This window comes from Streptomyces sp. NPDC050546, assembly GCF_044457425.1.
Lineage (GTDB): Bacteria > Actinomycetota > Actinomycetes > Streptomycetales > Streptomycetaceae > Streptomyces.
This window is the reverse complement of record NZ_JBITGX010000008.1, coordinates 84736-100855: the sequence shown is the minus strand read 5'-3', so window position 1 is coordinate 100855 and position 16120 is coordinate 84736. Positions and strand designations below refer to the sequence as shown.

Sequence of the window (16120 nt, the reverse complement as noted above, 5' to 3'; positions counted from 1 at the left end):
CCAGGGGAGGCGGGTCACTTCTTCGGCTGCCAGTCCTCGATGTTCCACCAGGGGCCGCTGGCGAAGCCGTGCTCGTGCGGTTCGAGCTGGGTGCCCAGGCCGTCCCAGCGGTCGGCCAGGACGTAGAGGTGGTCGATGTGGGTGAGGAAGGTGTAGCCGGGGTCCTGGACCAGGGCGCGCTGGAGCTTGTCGTAGGCGGCCTCGCGCTCCGCCGGGTCCTGGCCGCGGCGGCCGTTGTCGAGGGCGCGGTCCACGGCCGGGTTGTCGTAGCGGGCCATGTTGTTGAAGCCGTCCCCGGCGAGGGAGGAGTGCAGCAGGGTGTACAGGCCGAAGTCGGGGTCACCAGTGGAGCCGAAGCCCGCGAGGACGGCGGTGTTCTTCATGCGCGGCTCGATGACCTCCCAGGTGGCGCTCTCCGCCTTCACCTCGATGCCGGCCTTCTTGGCGTCGGAGGCGTAGGCGAGGGCGTGGTCCTGGCGGACCTTGTCGCCGGAGGGGTAGAGCAGGGTGAAGGACGCCCGCTGTCCGCCCTTGGCGCGGATGCCGTCCCCGGCGGGCTTCCAGCCGGCCTCGTCCAGGATCTTCCTGGCCCTGCCGAGGTCCTGGTCGCGCTCGACGGCCTTGGTGAAGGCGGGGTCGTCGACGGGCAGCGGCCCGTAGGCCGGGCGGCCGGCGCCGTCGAGGATCTTGTCGACCATGGTCTCGCGGTCCACGGCGGCGTCGAGGGCCTGCCGGATCGCGCGGTCGCCGGTGACCTGGTTCGGGGTGGGGAGGGTGACGGCCCGGAAGTCGTAGGACCTGGCCTGGTAGGTGCGCCTGCCGTCGTCGTTCTTGAACGTGGCGGCGAGGTTGGGCGGGAGGACCGCGCCGTCGAGGTCGCCGGAGCGCAGCCGGGTGGCGCGTACGTCGTCGTCGGCGATGACCGCCATGGTGAAGGTCTTCACCTTCGGCTCGCCGCCCCAGTAGCGGGGGTTGGCCTTGAAGGTGAGCTTCTCGCCCTTGCTCCACTTGGAGAGGACGTACGGGCCGCTGCCGACCGGCTCGGTGTTGAAGGCGCCGGTGTTGGGGTCCTGCTCGCCGGCGACGTGCTCGGGGACGATGGGCAGCACGGTGCGGGCGGCGAAGGCGGCGTAGGGGTACTTGAGCGTGAAGACGACCTTGTCGTCGCCGCTGGCCTCGACCTTCCTGACGGCGTCCAGCTCGCTCTTGAAGGTGTTGTTGGTCTTGGCGTCGAGCGCGGTCCGGTACGTGTAGACGACGTCGGCGGCCGTCAGCGGCTCGCCGTCGCTGAACTCCACCCCGTCGCGCAGCGTGTAGGTGTACGTGCGGCCGCCGTCGGCGACCTCGGGGAGCGCCGCCGCGAGGGCGGGCTTCAGCTTCAGGTCGGCGTCGCGGGCGAGCAGCCCGTCGAAGATCTTGGAGTTGCCGTCCTTGCCGTAGCCGAGCAGCGGGCTGAGGGTGTCCGGCTCGGAAGCCACCCCGATGACCACGGATCCGGACTTGGCGTCGCTCTGACCGCCGCTGCTCGGGGCCGAGCAGGCGGTGACCGCCGCGGCCAGCGCCGCCGTGACGGCGGCTCCTCGTATCCGACGGGTCGACATATGACCTCACCCCGTTGTTGCTCTAGTCAAGTTCTTGCACAGGCCTCGCAATTAAACAGTCAAGGAGGGCCTCCGCGCACCACCGCGGTGCGGGAGGCCCAGGTCACCGGTCCGTTGACCGGCTCGTGTTCAGGGCCGGGTCAGGGTGATGTCCCGGCCGTGGACCGCGTGGAAGCTGGGCAGCGGCAGGCCGCTGAAGGTGCGCAGTTCCATCAGGGTGGCCTCGACGTGGGCCGCTCCGGGCGCGAGCGCGCCCGGCTTGGGCCGGCCCGTGTTCACCCAGCGGTGCTTCACGCCGTCGCACACCGCGCGGGTGCCGCCGATGCCGTAGCGGGTGGTGGAGACGCCCTGGCTCACGGAGGAGCTGACGAAGACCGGGCCGATGGCGCTCCGGCAGCGGTAGGTGCCGGAGAGGGTGACGGTGCCGTCGGCTGTGATCCGGCCCACCGAGTCGACCGTCACGGCCTCGTACGGGGCCGCGGCGGACGGGGCGGCGGGAACCGCGGCGGACGCGGTGACGGGGGCCGCGCCGGCGCCGGTGAGCAGGAGCAGCGCGGCACCGGCCGTCGCGCCGAGCAGGGGACGAACACGCATGGGGGGAACCTCCCGAAAGGAGTGGTTTTTTGTTCCACTCGTACCCGGCGCCCGGGGTGACGCCCGGGCCCCTCACTCCTTCGGTGGCGGGCCCGCACCGACCGTCGTGGAACGGTCCGGGGAATGTCCGGGGCGTGTCACGCTTCCTGACGAGCCGTTCCGATGAGTTCGAGTCAGGAGCATGGTCTGTACGTAAGAGTCATACGAATCCTCCGGATGGCCCTACCGACGTGGAGGTGCGCCATGTGTGCCCACCAGACCCAGTGCCCCGCGACCGACTCCGCCGCGGCGCATGTCGTCGCCGCCCACCCCGAGCAGGGCTGGAGCCTGCTGTGCGACGGGGCGATCGTCTTCGACGACACCGGTGAGCTGCTGCCCGACGGACGCGTGGTGGAGCCGCACCGGGTGACGGCGCAGCGGCTGGCCGTCGCGGCCTGAGAGCGGCCCTAGGGCAGCACCGCGAAGCCGTCGAGCTCGACCAGCGCCTCCTCGTCCCACAGCCGGACGACCTGGACGACCGCCATGGCGGGGTAGTCGCGCCCGGCCACCTCGTGCCACAGCCGGCCCAGTTCGGGTGCGTGGGCGCGGTACGCGGCGACGTCCGTGGCGTAGACGGTGACGCGGGCGAGGTCGGAGGGTGTGCCGCCGGCCGCCGTGAGAGCCGCCAGCAGATTCGCCAGCGCCCTTTCGAACTGTTCCGGCAGGGTCCGTCCCACCACCTTGCCGTCGGCGTCGAGGGCGGTCTGGCCCGCCAGGAACACGACCCTCGACCCGGAGGCCACGACGGCGTGGGAGAAGCCGGTGGGCGGTGACAGGTCGGGCGGGTTGACGCGCTCGGTGGTCACCGGGCCTCCTGGTGGGCGTGCGACTCGCTGTACGACGTGGCGTACAACTCCTTGGCGATGATGCCGCGTTGCACCTCGCTGGCCCCTTCGTAGACACGCGGGGCACGCACCTCGCGGTAGAGGTGTTCGAGCAGGTGCCCGCGTTGCAGCGCCCGGGCGCCGTGCAGCTGGACGGCCGTGTCGACGACGTACTGCGCGGTCTCGGTGGCGAGCAGTTTCGCCATGGCGGCGCGCTGGGGCACGTCCGGGGCGTCCTCGTCGTAGGCGGTCGCCGCCGCGTAGACCATCAGACGGGCCGCCTCCGTGCGCAGGGCCATCTCGGCGACCTGGTGGGAGACGGCCTGGAGGTCGCTCAGCTTGCCGCCGAAGGCGTCCCGCCCGGCGGTGTGGGCGAGGGTCGCGTCGAGGGCGGCCCGGGCCATGCCGACCGCGAAGGCACCGACGCTGGGGCGGAACAGATTGAGCGTGCCCATCGCGACCCGGAAGCCGCGGTCCACCTCTCCGAGCACGTCCTCGGCCGTCACCGGTACGGCGTCGAAGTCGAGCGCGCCGATGGGGTGCGGGGAGAGCATGTCGAGGCCCGTGCCGGTCAGACCCGGGCGGTCGGCGGGCACCAGGAAGGCCGTGACGCCCCGGGCCCCGGCATCGGGGACGGTCCGGGCGAAGACGGTGTAGAAGTCGGCCTCGGGGGCGTTGGAGATCCAGCACTTCTCGCCGGTGAGGCGCCACCGGGCGGGTCCGTCGGGCTCCGCCCGCAGGGCCAGCGCCGCCGCGTCCGACCCGGCGCCCGGCTCGCTCAGCGCGAACGCCGCGACCGCCGTGCCGTCGGCCACCCGGGGGAGCCAGCGGGCGCGCTGCGGCCCGGTGCCGTGGGCGTGGACGGGATGGGCGCCGAGGCCCTGGAGGGCGAGGGCCGTCTCGGCCTCCGTGCAGCCGTGGGCCAGGGACTCGCGCATCAGGCACAGGTCGAGCGCGCCGGACGTGAAGAGCCGTTCGAGCAGGCCCAGTCGGCCGAGTTCGGCGACCAGCGCGCGGTTCACATGCCCCGGTTCCCCCTTCTCGGCCAGCGGGCGGAGCCGCTCGGCGGCCAGGGTGCGCAGCTCGGCACACCAGGCGAGTTGTGCCGGTTCGAGCGAGAATGCGGTCATTGCCGGTCCCTTCTCCGCCACCCTGCATCCCGGCTGGGCCACTCCGAGGCTATCGCGGACCGTTGACTGTCGTCACCAACACGATACGCTCCAGGGGCGAGCCCACCACGCCAAGGGGGCGAACCGTATGAATCCACGGGACACGGCGCACGTCGACACCTTCGCCCGCGACCAGCTGCCACCCCCGGACCACTGGCCCGAGCTCCGTTTCGACCTGCCGGAGCTGCGCTACCCCGAACGGCTCAACTGCGCGGCCGAACTGCTCCACGGCCCTCCGGACGACCGGCCCGCGTTCCTCACCCCGACCGGCGAGCCATGGACGTACGGCGAGCTGCGCGCCCGGGTCGACCGCATCGCGCACCTGCTCACCGGTGACCTCGGCGTCGTCCCCGGCAACCGGGTGCTGCTGCGCGGCCCCACCACACCGTGGCTCGCCGCCTGCTGGCTGGCCGTGCTGAAGGCGGGGGCCGTGGCGGTCACGGTGCTCGCCCAGCAGCGCCCGCACGAGCTGAGCACGATGTGCGAGATCGCCCGGGTCCGGCACGCGCTGTGCGACATCCGGGCCGTCGACGACCTCGCCAAGGCCGAGATCCCGGATCTGCGGATCACGACGTACGGCGGTGACGCCCCGGACGACCTGCTCAACCGCCCGGCGCCCGGCACACCGTACGAGGCCGTCGGGACGGCGGCCGACGACGTGGCGCTGATCGCCTTCACCTCCGGCACCACCGGCCGCCCCAAGGGCTGTATGCACTTCCACCGGGACGTGCTGGCGATCGCCGACACCTTCTCCCGGCATGTCCTCAAGCCCCGCGCCGACGACGTCTTCACCGGCAGTCCGCCGCTGGGCTTCACCTTCGGGCTGGGCGGTCTCGTGGTCTTCCCGCTGCGGGCCGGGGCGAGCGCCCTGCTGCTGGAGCAGGCGGGCCCGAAGCAGCTGCTGCCCGCCATCGCCCGGCACCGGGTCTCCATCCTGTTCACGGCGCCGACGGCGTACCGCGCGATGCTCGACGCGCTCGACGGCCACGACGTCTCGTCCCTGCGCCGCTGCGTCTCCGCCGGCGAGAACCTGCCCGCGGCCACCTGGCAGGCCTGGCACGAACGGACCGGTGTGCGCGTCATCAACGGCATCGGCGCCACCGAACTGCTGCACATCTTCATCTCCGCGGCCGACGAACGGATCCGGCCCGGGGCGACGGGCGTTCCCGTACCGGGCTGGGAGGCGCGCGTGCAGGACGCGGACGGCCGGCCGGTGCCCGACGGGCAGCCGGGGCTGCTCGCCGTGCGCGGACCGGTCGGCTGCCGCTATCTCGCCGACCCACGGCAGCGCGAGTACGTACGCGGCGGCTGGAACATCACCGGCGACACCTACGTCCGCGAACCCGACGGCTACTTCCGGTACGTCGCCCGCGCCGACGACATGATCATCTCGGCCGGGTACAACATCGCCGGACCCGAGGTCGAGGACGCGCTGCTGCGCCACCCGGACGTGCTGGAGGCGGCGGTCGTGGGACGGCCCGACGAGGCGCGCGGACAGGTCGTGGTGGCCTACGCCGTCCTCAAGGAGGGCGCGGAACGGGACGCCGGGGCGCTGCGCGACTTCGTGAAGGGCGAGCTGGCGCCGTACAAGTGCCCGCGCGAGATCGTCTTCCCGGACTCGCTGCCGCGCACCGCCACCGGCAAGCTCCAGCGATTCCGGCTGCGCGCCGCGGGGGTCCCGGACGGAGGCACCGAAGGCGACCAGGACTGAGCCGTACGACCTAAGATGATCAACGTGTCCGACCAGCATGCACCACGGTCTCTCATCGTCACGCTCTACGGCGCGTACGGCCGCTTCGTACCGGGCCCCGTGCCGGTAGCCGAACTGATCCGGCTGCTGGCCGCGGTCGGTGTGGACGCCCCGTCCGTACGCTCCTCGGTGTCGCGGCTCAAGAGACGCGGACTGCTCGTGCCCGCCCGCGCCGCGAACGGTGCGGCCGGGTACGAACTGTCACCGGACGCGAAGCAGTTGCTCGACGACGGCGACCGGCGCATCTACGCCACGGCTCCGCCCGAGGACGCGGGCTGGGTGCTCGCGGTGTTCTCCGTGCCGGAGTCGGAGCGGCAGAAGCGGCATGTGCTGCGCTCCCGGCTGGCCGGCCTCGGTTTCGGCACGGCGGCTCCGGGCGTGTGGATCGCGCCCGCACGGCTGTACGAGGAGTCCCGGCACACCCTTGAGCGGCTGCGGCTCGACGCGTACGTCGACTTCTTCCGCGGCGGCCACCTCGGCTTCGCGCCGACCGCCGAGGCCGTCACCCGCTGGTGGGACCTGGCCGCCATCGCCAAGGAGCACGAGGCGTTCCTCGACCGCCACGCGCCCGTGCTGCACGGCTGGGAGAAGCGCGAGGACACCCCGCCCGAGGAGGCCTACCGCGACTATCTGCTCGCCCTGGACTCCTGGCGCCACCTCCCCTACACCGACCCCGGCCTGCCGTCCGCTCTGCTCCCCCGGGACTGGCCCGGGGAGCGCTCGTCGGCGGTGTTCCGGGGGCTGCACGAGCGGCTGCGGGACGCGGGGGCGGGGTTCGTGGGGCTGTAGATCGCGTCGCTTCGTTTGGGCCCACCGGGACGCCGGGTACTCGGCAGCGCGATGACAGCACCGGACGGACGGCGGAGGCGATGGAACGGCGGGCAGGTCCGACGCGGCCGGCTCTGATCGTGGTCGACATGATCAACACGTACGACCACGAGGACGCCGAGCTGCTCGTGCCGTCCGTCGAGCGGGTCGTGCCCGTCATCGCCGAGTTGATCGGCCGGGCCCGCGACGCGGACGTGCCGGTGATCTACGCGAACGACAACTTCGGACTGTGGCGATCGCACCACGGAGAGCTCGTGGAGAGCGCACTGGCCCGGCCGCACGCCGACCTGATCGAGCCGATCCGGCCGGACGACGAATCCCTCTTCGTGGTGAAGGCCCGCCATTCGGTCTTCTTCGAGACGCCCCTGTCCTACCTCCTGTGGAGCCTGGGCGTCGGACACGTCGTGCTGACCGGACAGGTCACCGAGCAGTGCGTCCTCTACTCCGCCCTCGACGCGCACATCCGCCACCTGGAGGTCACGGTGCCCAGGGACGCCGTCGCCTCCATCCACCCCCATCTGGCGTCCGCCGCCCTGGAGATGATGGAGCGCAACATGGGCGCCCGGATCAACGCGGCGAAGGAGACGGAGTTCACCTGAGCGGCCCCCCGTCGCCTCACCTCACAGGCTCAGCCGCGGCTTCGGCGCGTCCGTACGGCCCGTCTGGGGGCGGCGGCTGCCCGCGCGGTACGGGGCCGGCCAGGCGACGCCCGGGCCCGTGTAGCCCTGTTCGGCCGCCGCGTGCAGGGTCCAGTGCGGGTCGTAGAGGTGCGGGCGGGCCAGGGCGCACAGATCCGTGCGGCCCGCCAGGATCAGCGAGTTGACGTCGTCCCAGGAGGAGATCGCGCCGACGGCGATCACCGGGACGCCGGCCGCCCGGCGGATACGGTCCGCGAACGGCGTCTGGTACGACCGCCCGAACTCCGGCCGCTCGTCCGCCACGACCTGCCCCGTCGACACGTCGATGGCGTCCGCGCCGTGTGCGGCGAAGGCCCGGGCGATCTCGACGGCGTCCTCGCCCGTGGTCCCGCCCTCGGCCCAGTCGGTGGCGGAGATCCGCACGGTCAGGGGCCGCTCCCCCGGCCACACGTTCCGTACGGCGTCGAACACCTCCAGCGGGAAACGGAGCCGCTTCTCCAACGAGCCGCCGTAGGCGTCGGTACGCCGGTTGGTCAGCGGGGAGAGGAAGCCGGAGAGCAGGTAGCCGTGGGCGCAGTGCAGTTCGAGCAGGTCGAAGCCGGCCCGGGCGGCACGGCAGGCCGCTGCCGTGAACTGCTCACGGATGTCGGTGAGCTGGGCGCGGGACAGCGCGCGCGGGGTCTGCCCGTACGGCTTGTACGGCAGGGCGGAGGCGGCCACGAGGGGCCAGTTGCCCTCCTCGAGGGGCTCGTCCATGCCCTCCCACATCAGCTTCGTGGAGCCCTTGCGGCCACTGTGGCCGAGCTGCACGCCGATCGCGGTACCGGGCGCCTGGGCATGCACGAAGTCGGTGATACGCCGCCACGCCTCGGCCTGCCGGCCGGTGTAGAGGCCGGCGCAGCCGGGCGTGATCCGGCCCTCCTCGCTGACGCACACCATCTCGGTCATCACCAGCCCGGCCCCGCCCAGCGCCCGCGCGCCCAGATGGACCAGGTGGAAGTCGCCGGGGACGCCGTCGACCGCCGAGTACATGTCCATGGGCGAGACGACGACCCGGTTGCGCAGGGTCAGACCGCGCAGCCGGAACGGGGTGAACATCGGGGGCGTGCCGGGCGGGCAGCCGAACTCGCGCTCCACCGCCGCCGTGAAGTCCGGGTCGCGCAACCGCAGGTTGTCGTGGGTGACGCGGCGGCTGCGGGTGAGCAGGTTGAAGGCGAACTGGCGGGGCAGCTGGTCCAGGTACAGGCCGAGGTTCTCGAACCACTCCAGGCTGGCGCGGGCCGCGCGCTGCGTGGAGGCGACGACGGGCCGCCGCTCCGCCTCGTACGCGGCCAGGGCCTCCTCCAGTGAGTCCCGCTCCTCCAGGCAGGCGGCCAGGGCCAGGGCGTCCTCGACGGCGAGCTTGGTGCCGGAGCCGATGGAGAAGTGGGCGGTGTGGGCGGCGTCGCCGAGCAGGACGAGGTTGCCGTGCGACCAGCGGTCGTTGACGACCGTGCGGAAAGTCGTCCACGCCGAGTTGTTGGACCGCAGCGGGCGGCCCCGGAGTGCTTCCGCGAAGATCTTGCCGCAGCGTTCGATCGACTCGGTCTCGTCGAGCTCGTCGAAGCCGGCCCGCTGCCAGACCTCCTCGCGCATCTCGATGATCACGGTGGAGGAGCCGAGTTGATTCTGTGGCCCGGAGGGCCTCGTTGAGGGGTGGTGGTCGGGCGACGGGCGGGCGTAGGGGTAGCCGTGCAGCTGCATCACGCCGTGTTCGGTCTCGGCGATGTCGAAGCGGAAGGAGTCGAAGGGGAAGTCGGCGGCGAGCCAGATGTAGCGGCAGTGGTGTGTGGTGACCCGGGGGTGGAAGACGTCCGCGTAGGTCTCGCGGGTGGTGCTGTGGATGCCGTCCGCGGCGATGACCAGGTCATGGGTCCCCGGGAGGTCTTTCGGGGCCTCGGTGTGGAAGCGGAGGGCCACGCCGAGTTCGCGGCAGCGGGTGTGGAGGATTTCGAGGAGCCGTTTGCGGCCGAGGGCGGCGAAGCCGTGGCCTCCGGAGGTGTGGCGGGTGTTGCGGTAGGTGATGTCGATGTCGTCCCAGCGGATGAAGTCTCTCTGGAGGGCCTCATAGACCTGGGGGTCGGCGTGTTCTATGCCGCCGAGGGTCTCGTCGGAGAGGACGACTCCGAAGCCGAAGGTGTCGTCGGGGGCGTTGCGTTCCCAGACGGTGACTTCTCGGGTGGGGTCGAGGCGTTTGAGGAGGGCGGCGGCGTAGAGGCCGCCGGGGCCGCCGCCGATGACTGCCACGCGTAGGGGGTGGCCGGTGTCGTGGTGCGGGTGCAGGTTGTCCGTGGCTGGTCGCGCCCCGCGGCGGAGCCGCAAATTGACACCGCCCCGCGCCCCTGAGGGAGAGTCGCTCACCGTCCGCTCCATTTCGGGGGGCGCTTTTCCGTGAATGCCGCGTGGAACTCCGCGTAGTCCTCGCCGGTCATCAGGAGGGCCTGGGTCGAGGCGTCCAGTTCCACCGATGCCGCCAGGGGCATGTCCAGCTCGGCCGTGAGGAGGGCCTTGGTCTGGGCGAAGGCCAGGGCCGGGCCGTCCGCCAGGCGGTGGGCCAGTCGCTGGGCGGCCTCGTCGGCGGCGCCCTCCTCCGTCAGTTCGCTGATCAGGCCGATGCGCTCGGCCTCGATGGCCCGGACCGGGTCGCCCAGCATCAGGAGGCGGGTCGCGTGGCCCAGGCCCACGACCCTGGGCAGGAGGTAGGCCGCGCCCATGTCGCCGCCGGAGAGGCCGACCCGGGTGAAGAGGAAGGCGAACCGGGCCGTGGGGTCGGCGACGCGGAAGTCCGCTGCCAGGGCGAGCACCGCTCCGGCACCCGCCGCCACGCCGTGCACCGCCGCGATCACCGGGAAGGGGCACTCCCGGACGGCGCGCACCACCTGGCCGGTCATGCGGTTGAAGTCCAGGAGCAGGGCGGTGTCCATGCCGAGGGTGGCGCCGATGATCTCGTCGACGTCGCCGCCGGAGCAGAAGCCGCGTCCCTCGCCGGCCAGCACCAGGGCCCGTACGGACCGCTCCCGGGACAGCTCGGCGAGCAGGTCGCGCAGGTCGGCGTAGGCGCCGAAGGTGAGCGCGTTGAGCTTCTCGGGGCGGGCCAGGGTGACCGTGGCGACGCCGTCGGTGACATCGACGCGCAGATGCTCCCAGCGGGGGGTGCGGGCGGCGGAGCCGGTGAAGGGACTCATGACGTGCGGCCTCCTCGGGCGGGCACTGTCTCACTGAGCTCTACCCCACGAAGCTATCACTCATCCGTGACTGTCGTCATGAGTGCGCGATAGGCCGTCCGGGTAGGACTTCTGTGTGGATCCGGGGTGACCCGGCCCGGTCACATCCGTCACAGATCGTCCACACCGGCGTAACGGTGGGAGCAGCGGCGCGCAGCACCGCGTTCACCTGGGTAAGCCGTCCGGCAAGGGGGCGAAGGCGCCCCCCGACGACGGCCCCTCGGACGCCTCTGAAGAGCGGCGCCGTACCATTCATAAGGTTGAAAGCAGGATGTCCTGCTCCATGAACGGACCCGCCTTGTACGAACTCCCCTCAGCCCCCGCCTCCTGGCGCATCGCGCTGCCGCACACCGTCGCGGCGGTGCCCGTGGCCCGTGCCCTGGTCCGTACGGCGCTGGCCGAGCTGGAATGCGGGGCCGACTGCGACACGGCGGAGCTGCTCACGGCGGAGCTGGTGGCCAACGCGGTGGAGCACACCACCGGCGAGGCACCGATAGAGCTGGTGGTGGAGCTGATGCCGTCGGGATGTCAGGTCGAGGTGCACGACACCGACCCGGCACCGCCCGGCGACCTCACCCGCCCGTCCGGCGGACCGCCCGACCCCTGGCAGGAGCACGGGCGCGGGCTGCTGCTGATCCGCGCGCTGAGCTCGTCGTGCGGGCACCGGCCGACCGAGTCCGGCAAGGCGGTGTGGTTCAGGCTGCCCGCGGTACCGGCTCAGCGGCGCCCGTCGGCCTAGGACCTGTTCAGGCCAGGGTCGCCACCAGGACCGCCTTGATGGTGTGCATCCGGTTCTCCGCCTCGTCGAAGACCACCGAGTGGGCCGACTCGAAGACCTCGTCGGAGACCTCGAGGTGCGCCAGTCCGTGCGACGCGTGGATCTCGCGCCCGACCTTGGTGCCCAGGTCGTGGAAGGCGGGCAGGCAGTGCAGGAACTTCACGTCCGGGTTTCCGGTGGCCCGCAGGACGTCCATGGTCACGGCGTACGGGCCGAGAGCGGTGATGCGCTCGTCCCAGACCTCCTTCGGCTCCCCCATGGAGACCCAGACGTCCGTGGCGACGAAGTCGGTGCCACGGACGCCGTCGTCCAGGGTCTCGGTGAGCGTGATGCGGGCCCCGCTGCTCTCGGCGAGCGCGCGGGCCCGGTCGACGACCTCCTCGGCCGGCCAGTAGGCCTTCGGCGCGACCAGACGCACGTCCATGCCGAGCAGCGCGCCGGTGACCAGGTAGGAGTTGCCCATGTTGAAGCGGGCGTCGCCCAGGTAGGCGAAGGAGATCTCCCCGAGCGGCTTGGCGCAGTGCTCGGTCATGGTCAGCACGTCGGCCAGCATCTGGGTGGGGTGCCAGTCGTCGGTGAGCCCGTTGAAGACGGGCACACCGGCGTGCGCCGCCAGCTCCTCGACCTTCTGCTGGCTGTCGCCCCGGTACTCGATCCCGTCGTACATCCGGCCCAGCACCCGCGCGGTGTCCCTGACCGACTCCTTGTGGCCGATCTGCGAGCCGGACGGGTCGAGGTACGTGGTCGAGGCGCCCTGGTCGGCGGCCGCGACCTCGAACGCGCAGCGGGTGCGGGTGGAGGTCTTCTCGAAGATCAGCGCGATGTTCCGGCCCCGCAGGTACTGGGTCTCGGTCCCGGCCTTCTTGGCGGCCTTCAGCTCTGCGGCCAGCTCGACCAGACCGCGGAACTCCTCCTCGGTGAAGTCCAGCTCCTTGAGGAAGTGGCGGCCGGCGAGGGCACTCGGGGCTGTCGCCATGGGGGCGCTCCAGGGATACGGGGACACAGACTCCTGGAATACTATACGAAGCTCAGCATGTCTATACAGGCCGCATGCCTAAGGGGCCCGCATGCTCACACGGGCTCGCGTTCGACGGGGCAGCTCATACAGCGCGGCCCGCCTCTCCCCCGCCCCAACTCGCTGCCCGGGATCTCTATCACCTCGATGCCCTGCTTGCGCAGGTGGGTGTTGGTGGTGGCGTTCCGTTCGTAGGCGACCACGACGCCGGGTTCGACGGCCAGGACGTTGCAGCCGTCGTCCCACTGCTCGCGCTCGGCCGCGTGCACGTCCTGGGTGGCGGTCAGCACCCGGATCTCGTTCAGCCCCAGCGCGGCGGCGATCGCGCGGTGCATGTGCTCCGCCGGATGGTCGGTGACCTTCAGCTCCTTCTCGCCGACGCCCGGCTCGATGGTGTACGAGCGGAGCATGCCGAGACCCGCGTACTGGGTGAAGGTGTCGCCGTCGACCATCGTCATCACGGTGTCGAGGTGCATGAAGGCACGCCGCTTGGGCATGTCGAGCGCCACGATCGTCTCCGCGGAGCCGGCGGCGAACAGCTTGTGCGCGAGCATCTCGACGGCCTGCGGTGTGGTGCGCTCACTCATACCGATGAGGACGGCCCCGTTGCCGATGACCAGGACGTCCCCGCCCTCGATGGTCGACGGGTAGTCGGCCTGTCCCTCGGACCACACGTGGAAGGTCTCGTCCCGGAACAGCGGGTGATGCCGGTAGATCGCCTCGAAGTGCACGGTCTCGCGCTGCCTGGCGGGCCAGCGCATGGCGTTGATCGAGACGCCGTCGTAGATCCAGGCGGAGGTGTCGCGGGTGAAGAGGTGGTTGGGCAGGGGGTCCAGCAGGAAGTCGTCCAGGTCCATGACGTGGAAGCGCACCGAGGTCGGCTCCGGGTGCCCGTCCAGGAACTCGCGTTTCGTCATGCCGCCGACCAGGAGCTCGGCCAGTTCCCGTGCGGGCAGGTTCTCGAAAGCGGCTCTGAGATGGTCGGTGGCCAGGGGGCCGTACTCCTTCTCGTCGAAGACCCGGTCCAGGACGAGGGTTCTGGCCGCCGGGACCTGAAGCGTCTCGGCCAGGAGGTCACCGAAGAGGTGGACGGCGACGCCCCGGTCGCGCAGCACATCGGCGAATCCGTCGTGCTCGGCGCGGGCCCTGCGCACCCACAGCACGTCGTCGAAGAGCAGCGAGGTCTTGTTGCTGGGGGTGAGCCTTTTGAGCTCGAGATCGGGCCGGTGCAGGATGACGCGGCGCAGCCGCCCGGCCTCGGAGTGGACGTGGTATGCCATGCCTCCATCCTGACCACCGGGGCGCCCGTTGACGCGCTGCTCGCGCGTTTCCGCGAACTCTTGTTTGCGTCTGCGTGACGACAACCGGGGCGGTCACCCGCTGGGCAACGGCTGGAGCAGTTCCGGCCGGGCCAGCATGCGCCGGGTCGTACGGCCCGGGTCGAGCACGGCCCGGGCGACGATCCAGCCGGCCAGCGCGTGCGGCTCGGCGGGGTCGGCGGCCAGCTGGTCGGCGTACCGGGCGAGCGCGGCGGCGGCGTCACCGGCCGCGAGGTGCTCGTCGGCGGTGCGCGGTTCGGCGGGCCGGGTGGCGAAGGTGTGGGTGCGTACGTCGGGCCAGGGGGTGCGGTCGGGGCGGAAGCGCGGGTTTCCGGCTCCGGAGGAGGGCGGGGCTACGTTGCGCAGGCGCCACTCGGTGCGGTGCAGCACGGCGGCGGCGCGGGCTCGGCTCAGCGCCGCCGGCGGGACCGGCTCCCGCAGCCAGCCGTCGAGGGTGCGGGCGAGCCCGGACGCGAGGGCGCGGCCCTGCCGGGTCAGACGGCCGCTGGTCAGCAAGGTGCGCACGGCCAGGCGGCTCTGCAGGCGACGCAGGGCGAAGAAGTAGGCGGCCCGCTCGACCGCCTCGGCCCCTTCCGCACCCGCCAGCCGGTCCCGCCAGAACCCCGCGACCCCGGTGAAGGCGTACGCGCCGTGCAGCAGGCCGGTGAGGTGACGGGGGTCGGTGCGCCAGGGGGCGTAGTAGCGCTCGGCCCGGTCGTCGTCCAGCAGCGGGAACAGGTGGAGAAGGGCGGCCAGTTTGCTGTGCTGGAGCTCGTGCACCAGGGTCTCGGCGAGGGCGAGCGCGGAGGCCGGGCGGACGACGAGCATGCCGCCGAAGGAGTCGCCGCTGGAGGCCGACACCTGGACGAAGGGCGGCGGGGGCGGGCTGACGGCGGTGCGTCCGAAGGGCACGATCGCCCGGATCATGGCGAGGTCGACCCGCCCGGGGCCCGGCGCACCGGGGCGTGCGAGGATCCGCACGGCCTCGCCGAACAGCCGCTGCCACTCCCGTGCCTCGTCCTCGTCGAGTCGGTCGGGCGGCAGGTGGTCGTCGAGATCGCGGTAGGGGTCGAGGTCTTCGAGTACGACGGTGACCGGCGCCGCACCGTCGGGGCCGGTGTGGGTGAGGGCCCGCAGCGGAAGCCAGCGGCCTTCCTCTGCCCCTGCCCCGGCGGCGCCGGCGCGCTGCCGCAGCGGGCGACAGGCCACCCGCACCGTTCCGGCCGCGCTCCCCGGCCCCTCGACGGTCAGCTCTCCCCCGGCCGTCATGGCCCGGCCGACCGCCAGGCCCTCCTGCGCGTCGGGAAGTCGGACCATGCCGAGACCGGGCACGGGCAGCCGCCCGCTGGTGAGGGGGACGTCGAGGGCCGTCTCCGTGCCCGCGTGCAAGGAGGCCGCGATGGCCAGCGCACACAGGTGCCCCGCCTCCGCCCACAGCGGCGGCCCGGTGGCCGTGCCGTGCACCCGGCGCAGCATGTGGGAGATCCAGCCGCCGGTCGCCGGGGCCAGCAGCAGGCGTTCGACCGGCTCCGGCGACGCCTCGGCCGCCTCCTTGAGCACCCGCCAGGCCTCGGCGACCGGGGTGAGGGGCGTGGGCAGAGCGTCGAGGTGACCGAGGAGGGTGCGCAGGAGCAGCAACCGCCGTGCGCGTTCAGCTCGTTCGAGAAAGGCGACGGCCGTGGCGGAGCCACCTCCGGCGGCCAGCTCCGCGAAGAGGCGGTCCGGCATGCGGAAGGGAGCGAGGTGCTGCTCGCTGGTCATCGTCGCGGGCCTCCGGTCGGGTTGGCGGACATGCGGGGACCCCGGTGCGCGTGCGGGTGTCGCACCGGGGTGCTGCCGTCGGGACGCGGTCGGCGGCTAGTGCCGCGTCAGTCAAGGTTGCCCGTGAAGGAGCGGCGTCCGGTGGGCGCTCTGGGGGTCCCCCCGGCCGGAGGCTGGGGGGTGCCGGCCGGCAGTCCTCGTACTGGATGCACTTGGGCTTTCGGCCGGTGCGGCGAGAGGGCGTGCCGGGCGTCGCGGCGGGGCGAACCTTGGCTGACGCGGCACTAGTCGGCTCGGGCGCCCTGGCCTCCTCCTTCGCCGCTCCTCATGCTGCTGCGGGCGCGCAGGACTTCGGTCAGCAGGCGCGTAGTGGGGGGCAGGGTGGGGAGACCGTCCACGGCGCTCAAGGGCAGCGCCGCGAGGTCCGCCAGATCGGATTCCCACACATCGGTCCCCGCGGCGGCGACGACCGGTTCAAGTGCGGCGGCTCCGGCGTGGTGCGGAGCGGGCGGCTGGTCCAAGATGCTCCCCCTTCTCGCAC

The 16120-nt window shown here is 72.2% G+C and carries 15 protein-coding genes; 5 read left to right on the top strand and 10 right to left on the bottom strand.

What is annotated here, in order from left to right:
* Positions 1-14: 14 nt before the first annotated feature.
* Together ACIBK5_RS20975 and ACIBK5_RS20970 are read right to left on the bottom strand one after the other, a co-directional pair.
* Positions 15-1601, bottom strand: coding sequence for an ABC transporter substrate-binding protein (locus ACIBK5_RS20975; protein ID WP_399021386.1), 1587 nt, complete (start codon positions 1599-1601; stop codon positions 15-17).
* A gap of 129 nt (positions 1602-1730) precedes the next feature.
* Positions 1731-2195: a DUF6299 family protein gene (locus ACIBK5_RS20970; RefSeq protein WP_399021385.1), complete on the bottom strand. Its 465-nt coding sequence runs from the start codon at positions 2193-2195 to the stop codon at positions 1731-1733.
* 243 nt (positions 2196-2438) lie between these two features.
* On the opposite strand from ACIBK5_RS20970, the gene ACIBK5_RS20965 reads away from it, so the two are divergent.
* The gene (locus ACIBK5_RS20965; protein WP_399021384.1) at positions 2439-2633 is read left to right on the top strand and encodes a DUF5999 family protein; all 195 of its coding nucleotides are present in this window, start codon (positions 2439-2441) and stop codon (positions 2631-2633) included.
* Positions 2634-2641: 8 nt separating this feature from the next.
* Here the strand turns inward: ACIBK5_RS20965 and ACIBK5_RS20960 are convergent, their stop codons facing one another.
* The gene (locus ACIBK5_RS20960; RefSeq protein WP_399021383.1) at positions 2642-3040 is read right to left on the bottom strand and encodes a RidA family protein; all 399 of its coding nucleotides are present in this window, start codon (positions 3038-3040) and stop codon (positions 2642-2644) included.
* The gene (locus ACIBK5_RS20955) at positions 3037-4188 is read right to left on the bottom strand and encodes an acyl-CoA dehydrogenase family protein (protein WP_399021382.1); all 1152 of its coding nucleotides are present in this window, start codon (positions 4186-4188) and stop codon (positions 3037-3039) included. The genes ACIBK5_RS20960 and ACIBK5_RS20955 overlap by 4 nt, the downstream gene beginning before the upstream one ends.
* Positions 4189-4315: 127 nt before the next feature.
* Between ACIBK5_RS20955 and ACIBK5_RS20950 the strand changes: the two genes are divergently transcribed.
* From ACIBK5_RS20950 to ACIBK5_RS20940, 3 genes are all read left to right on the top strand, one after another.
* The gene (locus tag ACIBK5_RS20950; protein ID WP_399021381.1) at positions 4316-5938 is read left to right on the top strand and encodes an AMP-binding protein; all 1623 of its coding nucleotides are present in this window, start codon (positions 4316-4318) and stop codon (positions 5936-5938) included.
* A gap of 15 nt (positions 5939-5953) precedes the next feature.
* Positions 5954-6766 (top strand): PaaX family transcriptional regulator C-terminal domain-containing protein, encoded by an 813-nt coding sequence (locus tag ACIBK5_RS20945; protein ID WP_399021380.1) that lies wholly within the window; start codon positions 5954-5956, stop codon positions 6764-6766.
* Positions 6767-6846: 80 nt separating this feature from the next.
* Positions 6847-7404 (top strand): cysteine hydrolase family protein, encoded by a 558-nt coding sequence (locus tag ACIBK5_RS20940; RefSeq protein ID WP_399021379.1) that lies wholly within the window; start codon positions 6847-6849, stop codon positions 7402-7404.
* A gap of 21 nt (positions 7405-7425) precedes the next feature.
* On the opposite strand, the gene ACIBK5_RS20935 is transcribed toward ACIBK5_RS20940, so the two are convergent.
* Positions 7426-9855 carry a bifunctional salicylyl-CoA 5-hydroxylase/oxidoreductase gene (locus tag ACIBK5_RS20935; RefSeq protein WP_399021378.1) on the bottom strand — a complete coding sequence of 810 codons (2430 nt, stop codon included), beginning with the start codon at positions 9853-9855 and terminating at the stop codon, positions 7426-7428.
* Positions 9840-10667, bottom strand: a complete 828-nt coding sequence (locus ACIBK5_RS20930; RefSeq protein WP_399021377.1) for an enoyl-CoA hydratase family protein — start codon at positions 10665-10667, stop codon at positions 9840-9842. The genes ACIBK5_RS20935 and ACIBK5_RS20930 overlap by 16 nt, the downstream gene beginning before the upstream one ends.
* Before the next feature lie 310 nt (positions 10668-10977).
* On the opposite strand from ACIBK5_RS20930, the gene ACIBK5_RS20925 reads away from it, so the two are divergent.
* Positions 10978-11445: an ATP-binding protein gene (locus ACIBK5_RS20925; protein ID WP_399021376.1), complete on the top strand. Its 468-nt coding sequence runs from the start codon at positions 10978-10980 to the stop codon at positions 11443-11445.
* Between the two features lie 7 nt (positions 11446-11452).
* On the opposite strand, the gene argF is transcribed toward ACIBK5_RS20925, so the two are convergent.
* The 4 genes from argF to ACIBK5_RS20905 all read right to left on the bottom strand — a co-directional run bounded on the left by argF (position 11453) and on the right by ACIBK5_RS20905 (position 16100).
* Positions 11453-12460: an ornithine carbamoyltransferase gene (argF, locus tag ACIBK5_RS20920; protein WP_399021375.1), complete on the bottom strand. Its 1008-nt coding sequence runs from the start codon at positions 12458-12460 to the stop codon at positions 11453-11455.
* A gap of 95 nt (positions 12461-12555) precedes the next feature.
* Positions 12556-13779, bottom strand: a complete 1224-nt coding sequence (locus ACIBK5_RS20915; protein WP_399021374.1) for an arginine deiminase — start codon at positions 13777-13779, stop codon at positions 12556-12558.
* A 93-nt stretch (positions 13780-13872) separates the two neighbouring features.
* Positions 13873-15579, bottom strand: a complete 1707-nt coding sequence (locus ACIBK5_RS20910; protein WP_399021373.1) for an HEXXH motif domain-containing protein — start codon at positions 15577-15579, stop codon at positions 13873-13875.
* 284 nt (positions 15580-15863) lie between these two features.
* Entirely contained in the window at positions 15864-16100 is a 237-nt protein-coding gene (locus ACIBK5_RS20905) for a hypothetical protein (RefSeq protein ID WP_399021372.1), read from the bottom strand.
* Between the last annotated feature and the right edge of the window lie 20 nt (positions 16101-16120).